This window comes from Isoptericola sp. S6320L, from assembly GCF_023015685.1.
Taxonomy (GTDB): domain Bacteria; phylum Actinomycetota; class Actinomycetes; order Actinomycetales; family Cellulomonadaceae; genus Isoptericola; species Isoptericola halotolerans_A.
Genome location: NZ_JALKAT010000017.1, coordinates 33,024 through 45,896, shown reverse-complemented (window position 1 = coordinate 45,896; position 12,873 = coordinate 33,024). Strand labels below are relative to the sequence as shown.

General features: G+C 74.0%; 12 protein-coding genes. 6 read left to right on the top strand and 6 right to left on the bottom strand.

Annotated features, from left to right (window positions below):
* Window positions 1-6: 6 nt before the first annotated feature.
* Window positions 7-876 (bottom strand): helix-turn-helix transcriptional regulator, encoded by an 870-nt coding sequence (locus tag MWU57_RS10920; RefSeq protein WP_246909203.1) that lies wholly within the window; start codon window positions 874-876, stop codon window positions 7-9.
* Window positions 877-978: 102 nt separating this feature from the next.
* On the opposite strand from MWU57_RS10920, the gene MWU57_RS10915 reads away from it, so the two are divergent.
* The 3 genes from MWU57_RS10915 to MWU57_RS10905 all read left to right on the top strand — a co-directional run bounded on the left by MWU57_RS10915 (window position 979) and on the right by MWU57_RS10905 (window position 4,643).
* Window positions 979-1,746, top strand: a complete 768-nt coding sequence (locus MWU57_RS10915) for an SDR family oxidoreductase (protein ID WP_246909202.1) — start codon at window positions 979-981, stop codon at window positions 1,744-1,746.
* 95 nt (window positions 1,747-1,841) lie between these two features.
* Window positions 1,842-2,249, top strand: a complete 408-nt coding sequence (locus tag MWU57_RS10910; RefSeq protein ID WP_246909201.1) for a DUF3817 domain-containing protein — start codon at window positions 1,842-1,844, stop codon at window positions 2,247-2,249.
* A 90-nt stretch (window positions 2,250-2,339) separates the two neighbouring features.
* A complete protein-coding gene (locus MWU57_RS10905; RefSeq protein ID WP_246909200.1) occupies window positions 2,340-4,643 on the top strand; it encodes a 5'-nucleotidase C-terminal domain-containing protein in 2,304 nt (767 codons plus the stop codon).
* A gap of 11 nt (window positions 4,644-4,654) precedes the next feature.
* Here the strand turns inward: MWU57_RS10905 and MWU57_RS10900 are convergent, their stop codons facing one another.
* Window positions 4,655-5,605, bottom strand: a complete 951-nt coding sequence (locus tag MWU57_RS10900) for a hypothetical protein (RefSeq protein WP_246909198.1) — start codon at window positions 5,603-5,605, stop codon at window positions 4,655-4,657.
* Window positions 5,602-6,057, bottom strand: a complete 456-nt coding sequence (locus tag MWU57_RS10895; protein WP_106265423.1) for an Lrp/AsnC family transcriptional regulator — start codon at window positions 6,055-6,057, stop codon at window positions 5,602-5,604. Before MWU57_RS10895 ends, MWU57_RS10900 begins: the two co-directional genes overlap by 4 nt.
* A 123-nt stretch (window positions 6,058-6,180) precedes the next feature.
* Here MWU57_RS10895 and ddaH point away from each other — a divergent pair, with 123 nt between their 5' ends.
* Complete coding sequence (gene ddaH / locus MWU57_RS10890; protein WP_246909196.1) at window positions 6,181-7,134, top strand: dimethylargininase; 954 nt, start codon at window positions 6,181-6,183, stop codon at window positions 7,132-7,134.
* A gap of 2 nt (window positions 7,135-7,136) precedes the next feature.
* The gene (locus tag MWU57_RS10885) at window positions 7,137-8,204 is read left to right on the top strand and encodes an ornithine cyclodeaminase (protein WP_246909195.1); all 1,068 of its coding nucleotides are present in this window, start codon (window positions 7,137-7,139) and stop codon (window positions 8,202-8,204) included.
* A 22-nt stretch (window positions 8,205-8,226) separates the two neighbouring features.
* Here the strand turns inward: MWU57_RS10885 and MWU57_RS10880 are convergent, their stop codons facing one another.
* Window positions 8,227-9,318 (bottom strand): aromatic acid exporter family protein, encoded by a 1,092-nt coding sequence (locus tag MWU57_RS10880; RefSeq protein ID WP_246909194.1) that lies wholly within the window; start codon window positions 9,316-9,318, stop codon window positions 8,227-8,229.
* 171 nt (window positions 9,319-9,489) lie between these two features.
* On the opposite strand from MWU57_RS10880, the gene MWU57_RS10875 reads away from it, so the two are divergent.
* The gene (locus MWU57_RS10875; RefSeq protein WP_246909193.1) at window positions 9,490-10,926 is read left to right on the top strand and encodes a zf-HC2 domain-containing protein; all 1,437 of its coding nucleotides are present in this window, start codon (window positions 9,490-9,492) and stop codon (window positions 10,924-10,926) included.
* A 44-nt stretch (window positions 10,927-10,970) separates the two neighbouring features.
* Here MWU57_RS10875 and rlmC read toward each other — a convergent pair whose 3' ends face one another.
* Window positions 10,971-12,254, bottom strand: coding sequence for a 23S rRNA (uracil(747)-C(5))-methyltransferase RlmC (gene rlmC / locus MWU57_RS10870; RefSeq protein WP_246909192.1), 1,284 nt, complete (start codon window positions 12,252-12,254; stop codon window positions 10,971-10,973).
* Between the two features lie 19 nt (window positions 12,255-12,273).
* The gene (locus MWU57_RS10865; protein ID WP_181340710.1) at window positions 12,274-12,861 is read right to left on the bottom strand and encodes a DinB family protein; all 588 of its coding nucleotides are present in this window, start codon (window positions 12,859-12,861) and stop codon (window positions 12,274-12,276) included.
* Window positions 12,862-12,873 lie beyond the last annotated feature (12 nt).

Here is a 12,873-nt window from a genome sequence, read left to right as displayed (position 1 = left end):
GGGCGATCATGGCAGACCGTCCGACGGTGGCAGGCCCGGCGCGGCCCAGGCGTGCGACGCGCTGCGGGTGGCGGCGAGCGACCCCAGCAACCGGAGGGCCTCGGCGCTCGACTCGTCGTGGGCGTGGTAGACCACGAGCTGCTGACCAGGGCTCGCGGGGACGTCGAACGTCTGCATCCGTAGCGTGAGCCCGCCGACGTCCGGGTGGTGGAACCGCTTGGTGCCGTGCCCCTTGCCGCGCGCGTCGTGGCGTGCCCACCGGTCGGCGAACTCGGTGCTCTGCGCGGTCACGGTGCTCAGCACCTCGCGGATCCGGGGGTCGTGGGGGAAGGCTCCGTGCAGGAGCCGGAAGCCCGCGACCGTCCTGCTCGCCACCTCGTCCCAGTCCGGGTAGAACGTGCGTGCCGCGGGATCGAGGAACACCGTGAGGACCAGGTTCGCGCCGTCGTCGAAGCCGTCGAAGAGCGCGCCGGCCAGGGCGTTGGTGGCCAGCACGTCGTAGGCGCGGCCGACGACGATCGCGGGAGTGTCCGGCCACCGGTCCAGCAGGTCGGCCAGCCCGGCGTCGACCTGCTCGGGCAGCGTCGCCCGTCCCGGTGCGGGGGCGAGACCGGCGATCCGGTACAGGTGCAGCCGGGCGTCGTCGTCGAGCTGCAGCACCTGGCTCAGCGCGTCCAGCACCTGCGCCGACGGGTGGCGCTCGCGGCCCTGCTCGAGGCGGACGTAGTAGTCGACGCTCATCCCGGCCAGCATCGCGACCTCCTCGCGCCTCAGGCCCGGCACGCGGCGCACCCCCACGACCGGCACCCCGGCCTCGTGCGGGGTCACGCGGGCGCGCCGGCCGCGGAGGAAGTCGCCGAGCGGGGTCGAGGCCATGGTCTCGATGCTAGGTCGGGGCGGGCTCGCGAGGGAGGGTGCGCCGCTCCCAGGCACGGCACGTCCTTCCGGGGCCGGCGGGCGGCGAGGAAGGTCGACGGCATGACGACCCACACGACGAACATGACGAGCACGACCGAGACCTCGACCGGCAAGACCGTCCTCGTGACCGGGGCCAGCAGCGGGATCGGCGAGGCGACCGCCCGCCGCCTCGCCGCGGACGGGCACCACGTGGTCCTGACCGCCCGGCGCACCGACCGGCTCGACACCGTGGTGGCGCAGCTGCGCGAGCAGGGACACAGCGCCGAGGCCCGCGGCCTCGACGTGACCGACCGGACCGCGGTGAGCACGCTGGTGGACGCCGTGGTCGCCGACCGAGGCCGCCTCGACGTCCTGGTCGGCAACGCCGGCGTGATGCTGCTGTCCCGGCTCGACGCGCTGCTGGTCGACGAGTGGGACCGCATGCTAGACGTCAACGTCCGGGGGCTCCTGCACGGCATCGCGGCCGTCCTGCCGCACTTTCGCGCCCAGGGCGGCGGGCACGTGGTGACCGTCGCCTCCATCGGGGCCCACGAGGTCGTCCCCACCTCGGCGGTGTACTCCGCCACCAAGTCCGCGGCCTGGGCGCTGACCGAAGGGCTGCGGCAGGAGTCCGACCCGAGCATCCGGGTGACGACGATCTCGCCCGGCGTCGTGGCGAGCGAGCTGGCGGACCACATCACGGACCCGCTCGCCGCCTCGGCGATGGAGACCTACCGGGCGGCGAGCATCCCGGCGGACGCCGTCGCGCGGGCCGTCGCCTTCGCCGTCGGGCAGCCCGCCGACGTCGACGTCAACGAGATCGTCGTGCGACCCGCGGCGCAGCGCTGAGCGCTGAGCACCGAGCGCTGCCGGCGGGCGTGGAACTCGCGCCCGCCGTCGGCCGTTGGACCCGGCGACCCCACCCGTCCCGGAAGGACACCCGCATGCCCGCGCCCGCCGACACTCAGCCTGCCGACGCCCGGCCCGCCGTCGCCCGTGCCACCGCCCCGACCCGGCCGACCGGCCTCGGCCGGCTCTACGTCGTCGTCGCCTGGATCGAGGCCTTCACCTGGGCCGGCCTGCTCGTCGGGATGTTCCTCAAGTACGTCACCGAGACCACCGAGGCGGGGGTCTGGCTGTTCGGGCGGCTGCACGGCGGGGCGTTCGTGGCCTACGGGATCGTCGCGCTGATCGTGGCCGTCCGGTATCGCTGGGGGATCTGGCGCACCCTCGTGGCGCTCGCGGCCGCCGTCCCGCCGCTGGCCACGCTGCTCGCGGAGTGGTGGCTGCGCCGCACCGGGCACCTCGCCGCGCCCCCGCAGATCCCCGGCGCGCCGGACCGCCGTCCGTAGTTTCCCCGATCGTTACCCGCCCGGTGCCCGCGGGTCGGTGGTGCTGGCTAGTGTGATGCCATCCATCTCGAACAGTGGGAGACATCACACATGCACACCACGCGCAAGCAGGTGGCCGGAGCCACGACGCTCGGCCTCGCGCTCGCCGGTGTCGTCACCGTGGGCGCCCTGCCGGCCCAGGCCGCCGACCCGGTCGACATCCAGATCCTGGCCACCAACGACTTCCACGGCCGCATCCTCGAGGACTCGTTCAACGGCAGCGCCGGCGCCGCCGTGCTCGCCGGCGCGGTGCAGGAGCTGCGCGGCGAGAACCCGAACACGGTCTTCGCCGCCGCGGGCGACCTCATCGGCGCCTCGACCTTCGAGTCGTTCATCCAGCAGGACAAGCCGACCATCGACGCCCTCAACGCCGCGGGCCTCGACGTCTCGGCGGTCGGCAACCACGAGCTCGACGGCGGCTACAGCGACCTCGTCGACCGCGTCCTCGGTGACTTCGACCCCGAGACCAACCCCTACGGCGGCGCCGAGTGGGAGTACGTCGCGGCCAACCTCAAGATGCGGGCCACCGGCGACGACGCCGTCCCCGCCTCGTACATCTCCTCCCAGGGCGGGGTCGAGATCGGGTTCGTCGGCGCGGTGACCGAGGACCTGCCGTTCCTCGTCAGCCCGTCCGGCATCGAGGACATCGAGGTCACCGACATCGTCGACTCGGCCAACGCCGAGGCGGACGCCCTGCGCGCCGAGGGCGTCGACGTCGTCGTCCTGCTGGTGCACGAGGGCGCCACGTCGAGCGACTGCGCGAGCGTCACCGACGGCGCGTTCGGCGAGATCGTCACCGGGCTCGACGGCGACGTCGACGCGATCGTCTCCGGCCACACGCACCTGGAGTACGACTGCCGGGTCCCCGTCGCCGAGTGGGCGGGCGAGGCCGTCACCGAGCGGCCCGTCGTCTCGGCCGGGCAGTACGGTGTGAACCTCAACCAGCTCGTCTACACCGTCGACCCGGACACGGGCGACGTGCTCGGCCTCGAGACCGACGTGCTGCCGCTGCTCGGCAACTACCCGGCCGACCCCGAGGTCCAGCAGATCGTCGACGACGCCGAGGACGTCGCGGCCGAGCTCGGTGCCGAGCCGCTCGGCGAGGTCGCCGGCGTCCACAACCGTGCGCAGCGCTGGGGCGTGGACTCCGAGACCGGCGATGAGGTGCTCGTCGAGAACCGCGGTGGCGAGTCCACCCTGGGCAACCTCGTGGCCGAGGTGCAGCAGTGGGCCACCGAGACGGAGGAGGCCGGCTCCGCGCAGATCGCGTTCATGAACCCGGGCGGCCTGCGCGCCGACCTGACCGGTGACCCGGAGTCCGAGCTGCCGCGCACGCTGACCTACCAGCAGGCCGCCGTGGTGCAGCCGTTCGCCAACACGCTGGTCAACATGCAGCTCACCGGCGAGCAGATCAAGACGGCGCTCGAGCAGCAGTGGCAGCGCGACGCCGCCGGCAACGTCCCGTCGCGGCCGTTCCTGCGGCTCGGCGTCTCCGAGGGCTTCACCTACACCTACGACCCGGCGCTCGCCGAGGGCGACCGGATCACCGGCATGTGGCTCGACGGCGAGGCGATCGACCTCGACGCCTCGTACTCCGTGACGGTGAACTCGTTCCTGGCCGCCGGTGGCGACAACTTCCGGGTCTTCGCCGAGGGCGCCGACGCACGCGACACGGGCAAGATCGACCTGACGGCGTTCGTCGACTACATGGCCGAGCAGGCCACGGACGAGCCGCTCGAGGTCGACGCGAGCCAGCGAGCCGTCGGGGTGTCCTTCAGCAAGAACGAGGCGCTGAAGGCGGGCAAGAAGACGGCGTTCGACGTCTCCTCCTGGTCGATGTCCACCGCCGCCGACGTCACGGACGAGGAGCTGGTCGTCGAGCTCGACGGCGAGGAGATCGGCCGGTTCGCCGTCGACAGCACCGTGGGCAGCGAGGCGTTCGACGAGGTCGGGACCGCGGCCGTGGAGCTGACCCTGCCGAAGAAGCAGGCGGGCACGCTCACGCTCGTCGGCTCCAGCACGGGCACCGAGGTCGTCGTCGGCGAGGTCGAGGCCCAGGGCGGCAAGCCGGAGTGGACGCCGGGCTCGGTGTACACGGCCGGGGACCAGGTGACCCTGGACGGCCGCCTCTTCGAGGCCATGTGGTGGACCACCGAGACCCCGGGCGCCTCGCCGTGGGGCTCGTGGCAGGAGATCGCCGCGACCTCCGACGGCACCGCCGTGTGGACGTCCTCGCGGGTCTTCACCGCCGGTGACGTCGTCGAGCACGACGGCGCCACCTACGAGGCGCAGTGGTGGACGCGGAACCAGGAGCCCGGCGGCTCGCCGTGGGGCCCCTGGCAGCTCGCCGGCTGAGCTGGGTCGCGTCAGTCCCAGCCGCAGGCCTCGCCGAGCCAGTCGAAGAACGCCGGCTGCGCCTCCTCGGGCATCGGCAGGTAGACCGGGGGCTGCTCGGCGCCGTCCACCGTGGCCAGGACGGGCACGAACGTGCCGCGCTTGTCCTCGGCCACGGCGTGCGGGTCGCACCGCTGCGGGGTGACGTCGAGGACGACGTCACCCGCGCCGTCCGGCTCCAGGGCCTCGCCGGTCCACGCCGCGGCACCGTCGGCAGGGGCCATGAGCGTGGTGCCGGTGACCCGGTCCAGCCTGACGGCTGGGCCACCGGGCACCGGCTCCACGCGCACGCGCAGCAGCAGCACGAGGTGGTCCCCGCGCTGCTCCGTCCCGAGGTCCGGCAGCACCCGCAGGTCGGCGCCCGACGCGACGAGCCGCCGTGCGCACTCCTGGGTGTGGACGGCGGCGAGACGCCCGTGCGGATCGGTCGCGGTAAGCCCCACCCGCCGCGGCGGTCCCGGTGCGGCGGCCTCGCCGAGCTCCACCGTCACCTGCACCGGCACCCCGCCCGCCGCGCCCGCGTCGGACCCGCCCGGGTCGGGCGCACCCGGGGTGCCCGACGCCGGAGGTGCGGCGTCGCAGTCCACCTCGCCGAGGGTGATCCGCACGTCCCGCGCCCCTCCTGGCCGCAGCGTCGCCGCCGGCGCGGAGCCGTCCGGGCCGCTCGGCCCGAACCCGCTGGCCTCCAGCCGTCCGGACAGGAGCGTGAGCGTCTCGGCGGAGCCGTTGGTCACGTGCAGCTTCGCGGTGCCGTCGGCGTACTGGGTGCGGTCCTGACGGACCTCGACCTGCAGGCTCGAGGCGACGTCGTCGGGCACCGTGGCCGGTGACTCGCCCGGGGTGCACGCCGCCGTCGCGGCCGCGATCGCCACGGCCGCGGCAAGCGCGGCGGCCGCACGGGCGGGGCGACGCCGGATCGTCACACCGACCCCGCGTCGGCGCGGGCCGGGCGGTCGATCACCCGGGACATGACGATCGCCGTGCGCGTCTTGTCCACGCGCGCGCCCACCCGGAACGACTCGACGATGCGTTCCACGTCGGCCATCGAGTCCGCCATGATCTGCACCAGCGCGTCCGCCTCGCCGGTGACGGTGTCGACGCGCACCACCTCGGGGATGGAGCCGAAGTCCCGCTCCAGGGCGGCGGGGGAGATGTTGCCGCGGCAGAACACCTCGACGTAGGCCTCGATGCGCCAGCCGAGCTGCTCGGGGGAGACCCGCACGGTGAAGCCGGAGATCTCGCCGCGGGCCTGCATGCGGTCGACGCGTCGCTTGACCGCGGGTGCCGACAGGCCCACGGCCTCGCCGATCTCCGCGTAGGAGGCGCGCCCGTCGCGCAGCAGCAGGCCCACGATCTTGCGGTTGGTGTCGTCCACAGCCCGTCCTCGGCGTCGATGCGGTGATTTGTTGTGATCAGAGTATCGAATGCTGCAAGAGTGGCCATGGATGCGCAGGATTCGGAACGTTCGGGGCAACGGCTCGCCCCCTACCGTCGCCGCATGACGTTGATCACACCTTCCGCCGCTCCCGCGGCGCCCGCGCCGCTGCCCGAGACCACCGCGACGCACCGCACCGCGACCCCGCGCCACTTCCTCATGTGCCCGCCCGTCCACTTCGACGTGGTCTACGCGATCAACCCCTGGATGGACGTCACCGTCCCCGTCGACGCCGGGTACGCCGTCGTCCAGTGGCAGGCCCTCAAGGCGGCCTACGAGTCCCACGGCCACACGGTCGACGTCATCTCTCCCGTCCCCGGCCTGCCGGACATGGTCTACGCGGCCAACGGCGGCGTCGTCGTCGGCGGCAAGGCCCTCGCCGCACGCTTCACGTTCCCCGAGCGTCAGCCCGAGGGCGTCGCGTACGAGGCATGGCTCCGCGACGCCGGCCCGGCGCGCGGACTGACCAGCCTCGGCCAGGCGGCCGAGCGCAACGAGGGCGAGGGCGACCTGCTGTGGGACGGCGAGGTCATGCTCGCCGGCACCGGCTTCCGCACCACGCGCGGCGCCCACGCCGAGGTCGCGGAGAAGCTCGGTGTCGAGGTCCTCACGCTCGAGCTCGTCGACCCGCGCTTCTACCACCTCGACACGGCGCTGACGGTACTCAGCACCGCCGGCAGCGGGCCCGACGGCGGCCCTCGCGCCGAGATCGCGTACTTCCCGGCGGCCTTCACCCCGGAGTCCCAGGCGGTGCTGCGCGAGCGGTACCCCGATGCCATCGAGGCGAGCGAGGCCGACGCCGCCGTGCTCGGGCTCAACGCCGTCAGCGACGGACGGCACGTGTTCCTCACCGACCGCGCCACCGGCATGCACGCCGCCCTGCGCGCGCGTGGCTTCGAGCCCGTGGGCATCGACCTGTCCGAGCTGCTCAAGGGCGGCGGCTCGGTGAAGTGCTGCACCCTCGAGCTGCGGCCCGCCCCGAGCGCCGCCGTCCCGACCCCCGCGAAGGAGGCCTGAGCATGACCACCGTGGACCTGCTGGACGTCCCCGCCGCCGCCCGCTGGATCGCCGCCCGCGGCCCCGAGCGGATCATCGCCGAGCTCACCGACGCCCTCGCGACCGACTTCCGCCGCTGGCCCGAGCTCGACAAGCGCCCCCGCGTCGCCTCGCACTCCGCCGAGGGCGTCATCGAGCTCATGCCCACCTCCGACGGCGTCACGTACGGCTTCAAGTACGTCAACGGCCACCCGGTGAACCCGTTGCGCGGCTTCCAGACCGTCACCGCGTTCGGCGTGCTCGCCGACGTGCACAACGGTTACCCGACGTTCCTCGCCGAGATGACGCTGCTCACCGCGCTGCGCACGGCCGCGACCTCGGCGCTCGCCGCCCGCGCCCTGGCCCGGCCGGACTCCCGCACGCTCGCGCTGATCGGCACCGGCACGCAGGCGGAGTTCCAGGCGCTCGGCATGCGCTCCGCCCTGGGCATCACCCACGTGCGGGCCTGGGACGTGGACCCCGCCGCGCGCGAGAAGCTCGTGCGCAACGCCCGCAGCCTCGGCTTCGAGGTGCACGAGGCGACCAGCGGCGCCGACGCCGTCCGGGGCGCCGACGTCGTCACCACCTGCACGGCCGACAAGCGCAACGCCACCGTGCTCACCGCCGACATGCTCGCCGACGCCGCACCGGGCGTGCACGTCAACGCCATCGGTGGCGACTGCCCCGGCAAGACCGAGCTCGAGGCGAGCATCCTCACCGCGCCGGGCACCGCCGTCGTCGTCGAGTACGAGCCGCAGACGCGGATCGAGGGCGAGATCCAGCAGCTCCCGCCGGACTCCGAGATCACCGAGCTGTGGCAGATCCTCACCGGTGACGCCCCCGGGCGCACCAGCCCCGACCAGGTCACCGTGTTCGACTCCGTGGGGTTCGCCGTCGAGGACTGGACCGCGCTGCGCTACGTGCACGCGGCGATGCTCGCCGACCCGGAGGCCCGCGGGCTGCTGCAGCAGGTCGACCTGATCGCCGAGCCGACCGACCCCAAGGACCTGTGGTCCCTGGTCTCCGCGGAGGCGCTGCAGCCCCTGGTGTGACGGTGCCGACGGCACGGCCGGGTCAGGTACGGACCGGCCGTGCCGTCGCGACGTCGTCCACGACGTCGACGATGGCCATCAGGTTCGCGATGAGCGCGCCGTAGAGCGGCCAGTACCGGCCCGAGAGGTCTTCGTCGGAGAGGTCGTCCGCCAGGCGGCTGAGGTCGGAGCGCAGCTCCGCGACCGAGGCGTCCGGATCCGCCACCCGGCGTCCGGTCTCGTCGAGCAGCTCGATGAACCGGTCGCGGAACCGGGGGTCCCACTCCTGGGCGTCGTGGTGCGAGCGCCGCACGTGGCGCGCGATGCTCCGCGCCTGCGCCACCCCCTCCTCGAGCCGGACGAGGACGCGCGGGTAGTCGTGGACCTCGTCGTCCGGGTGGTTCCGCCGGCGGGGGTTCCACTGGCCCGCCTCCTGTGCTCCGCGCACCAGCGACCAGGCGTGCTCGACGTCGCCGGAGATCGAGCGGGTGCGCTCGATCCAGTCGTCCTCCTCCTGCGACTCCGTCGACCGGCGCATCTGTTCGGCCATGTCGCTGAGCAGCCGGCCGAGGCGCTGGTCGACGTCGTCGATCTGGTGCTGGGCGCTGCGGTCGTTCAGCGGCGGGAAGACGACGAGGTTGACCAGCACGGCGACGACGACGCCGACGGCGGTGGCGAGGAGCCGGTCCGGCAGGAGGTCGATCGCCTGCTGGTCCGGGACGCCGTAGCCCGAGGTGATGACGAACAAGATGGTGGTCGCGACGGTGATCCCCTCGTCCCGCACCGCCTTGACCCGCCCCAGGACGAGGCCGACCAAGATCGCCAGCCCGAACGACCAGACGGTCGCCGCGAAGAGCTCGACGACGACGAACGAGACCAGGATGCCCGCTGCGACGGCGACGACGGTCTGGGCGCCGCGCCAGACGGTCCGGTACACCGTGGCGTGCACGGTGAGCAGCGCCATCCAGGGCGCCAGGAACGCCTGCTCCAGGCCGAGCACCATCTCGGCGAGCGCCCACGCGACCGTGGCGGCCACCGCCGACTTGAGCATCTGGAGGGCGTCGGTCTGGTGCGCGGGCGACGCCCACCACGTGACGAGGCGGGACCAGGGGCGGGGACGGGCGGTGGGCGGCACACGACCAGTCAACCCGAATGTGCACCGCGGTTCTCGTCGACGGTGCGGCGGCCCGGGCGCCGCCACCGCTGGGCCGACTTGCCCTCCCCCTGCGTTGCCCTGCGATCATGGGCCGGCGCGGGGTAGGGACCGCACGGGATGCGCCGGTCGGCCGGCAGAGAGCGAGGTCGCGTGAGCGCGTCAGGGAGTGGTCGGGAGCGTGCTCCCGACGACGGTTCGGCCCCGCGGAGCGATCCTGCCGTCGACGACGCCGTCCAGCGCCTGCGTGCCGTGGCCGCGGCTGCCGGGCACGCCGACGGCCCCGGCGCCGCCGGATCGGCCGACCCCGATATCGTCCGCACGGCGCTGGCGACCCTGCCGCACGAGGATCAGCAGCTCCTGTGGTCACAGCACGTGCTGGGCCGGGGCATCGACGTGGTCGCCCGCGAGCTGGGCCTCCACGTGCGCGCGGCGAAGCGTCGCCTGCGGTCCGCGGAGGACCGCCTCGGCCGCGCGCTCTCCGCCGCTCACGCGCGCACCCCGGGCCGCCAGACGTGCATGGAGACGCGCGGCGCGCTCCACGACTACGTCACCCACCGGCTCGGCGCCGGGCGTCGCCAGTCGCTCGAGGACCACCTGTTCGGCTGTGCCGGGTGCATGCGCGCGTTCATCGACGTGCGCCACGCCGCGTGGGCGCTGCGGGACACGGCGCCGCTGCTCGCCGGAGGCCTCGCCGTCGCGGGCGCGGCCGGGCCGGTCGTCATCGGTGCGGCCGGCGCCGCCACGGCGCACACCGGGCTGCTGGGCTGGCTCGGACCGGTCGGGGCGGCGCTCGCGGCCGCGGGGGACTGGGTCGCCCGTGCCCTGCGGCAGCTGTTCGGCCGCCCCGTCGCGGTGACCGCCGGCGTCGGTGTCGCCGCGGTGGCCGTGGCCGCGGTCGCGCTCGTGGGTGGGATCCCGGGCGGCGGTGCCCAGGACCTCCCACCGCCGGCGGTCGCGGGCCCCGCCCAGGCGTCCGACCCTCCGCAGGAACCGGTGGTCGAGGAGGCGTCCCCGACGCCCACGCCCGATCCCGTCCCGGAGCCCTCGGCGTCGGGCACGCCGCAGCCCACGCCGTCGGCCGAGCCCGAACCCGAACCCGGACCGACGGTGGAGCCGCAGCCTCAGACCGTCTGGGAACCCGAGCCGGAGGCGACGCCGGCCGCCGAACCGACGCGGGAGCCCGACCCGGACCCGACGACGGCGCCGGCCGTCGAACCGACGCGGGAGCCCGAGGCGGGAGATCCCGACCCCGTGGAGCCCGAGCCGACGACGGCGCCCACGAGTCCACCGCCGTCGGCGTCCCCGTCGCCGGTCCCGTCATCGCCACCGCCCGTCGAGCCGGAGCCCGAGGTGCGCACGCTGACGCTCACGGTCGAGGGCATCGGGTGGTTCCGCGTGGTCGCGACCGACGGTGCGGAGATCGTCGCGGTCGAGACGGTCGAGGGCTACACCAAGGCCGAGTTCGGCTGGAACGACCACTGGCGTGTGTGGACGGCGAACGCCAAGCGCGGCACCGTCGAGGTGACCGTGCGTGGTCCGGAGGGCTCGGCGCCGGGTGCGGTCCTGCGGCGCTGGGACCACGGCTGACGTCCTCCCTCACGGGGTGGGGCACTACCTCGCGCTGGCGGGTACTACCTCGCGCTGGCGGGTATTACCTCGCGCTCGAGGAGGACCAGCACCTCGTAGTGGTCCGTCTGCGGGAACATGTCGAGCAGCACGGCGCGTCGCGGCCGCAGCGACGGCATCTCGGCCAGGTCGCGGGCCAGCGTCGTCGCGTGGCAGCTCGAGTACAGCACGTGCTGCGCGTTCGAGGCCTCCAACCGCCGCGCCAGGTCCGTCCCGATCCCGCGCCGCGGCGGGTTGACGACCACCAGCTCCGGGTCCGCGTCCGTCCCGAGCGCGAACCCGGTCGCGTCGCCCGCGGCGAACCGCACGTCCGCCATCGCGTCGCGCCACCACGCGGCGTCCTGCCCGCCGACGACGGCGTCCGGCGGCAGCGCGGCCAGCTCGCCCGCCGTCGTCGTCGCCGACGCCACGGCCTCCGCCGAGATCTCGATGCCGGTCACGGACCGGCCCGGTGCCGCGCAGTGCAGCGCGAAGCCGCCGACGCCGCAGTACAGGTCCCAGAGAGACCCCGGGTCGACCTCGTCGACCCACTGGCGGGCCTGCCGGTACAGGGCCGCGGCCACCTCGGTGTTGGTCTGGAAGAAGCTCTGCGGGCGCAGGTGCAGGGTCACGCCGTCGACACCCATGGGCAGCGTCTCGCGGTCGGTGAGGACGATCTCCTGCTCGCCCTCGAGCACCGCGGCGTGCACGGGCTGGACGTTGACGCTGAGCACCGCCAGGCCGGGGAGCGCGGCCTGCAGCCAGGGGAGGTGCTTGCGGATCCGGGCGACGGCCTCGGTGGAGCGCAGCACGAGGCGGACCATCAGCTCGCCGTCGGGGGAGAGGGTCACCAGCACGTGCTTGAGCTCGCCGCGCCGGGCGGCGTCGCGCGGGGTGACCTTGCGGCGGCGGCGCGCGGCGTCGGGCGCGCCACCGTCCTGCGCCGCGGGCGAGAGGTCGTAGGGCTGGAGCAGTGCGCGGGTGACCAGCTCGGCCAACGGGCCGAACGCCGCCTGCAGGGCCGGCGGGTAGAGGCCGCAGTCCGTGAGGTCCACGCTCTGCCCGGCGAACGGTCCCGGCGGGCCCACGATCCCGAGCACCGGCTCCTCGACCGTGCCGGTGACCACCATCTTGGCCTTGTTGCGGAAGCCGCTCTCGGCCCCGGTGACGGCCGGGAGCCACGTGACGTCGTCGTACGCCGCGAGCAGCTCACGGACGTGCGCCTCCTTGCCGGCCACCTGTGTGGGGCGGTCGAGCTGGATCAGGGTGCACGAACGGCACCGGCCGGCGTCGTAGTGGGGGCACTGCACCGGACCATTGTCCCGCGGGTCAGCCCGGGAACTGCTCGGCGATCGACCGGACCTTCGTCACGTACGCGTCCTGGTCGATGTCGGGGATGTTGGTGGCGCGCGGGATCAGGCCGACGGCGCCGTCGATGCCCTCGCGCAGGATGTCGGCGTGCCCGGCGTGCCGGCTCAGGTCGTAGATGACATGCACGACGATCCGCTCCAGCGTGACGTCACCCCGCTCGCCCCACCACGGCACGCGGCCCGGCGCGTCCAGGGGCAGCTCGGTGATGGTGGCGTCCGCGAACTCCGCGACGCGACGGTACAGGTCGAGGATCTGCTCGGCGGACTCGTCGGCCGTCGCGTAGAAGTCCGCGTTCGGGTCGTCCTCGAGCAGGGCGTCCGAGGGCACCTCGTGCGGCGTCGGCCAGGGCCGTCCGAAGACCTCGCCGAAGTAGCCGGACTCGATGCTGGCGGCGTGCTTGACCAGGCCCAGCAGGTTGGTCCCGGTGGGCGTGCGCGGCATCCGCAGCTCCCGTTCCGAGAGGCCCGCCGTCTTCCACAGGAGCGACTCGCGGACCTCGTGCAGGTAGTGCAGCAGCATCTGCTTCGTGTCGGGCAGCGTGTTCACGCAGGGCTCCTT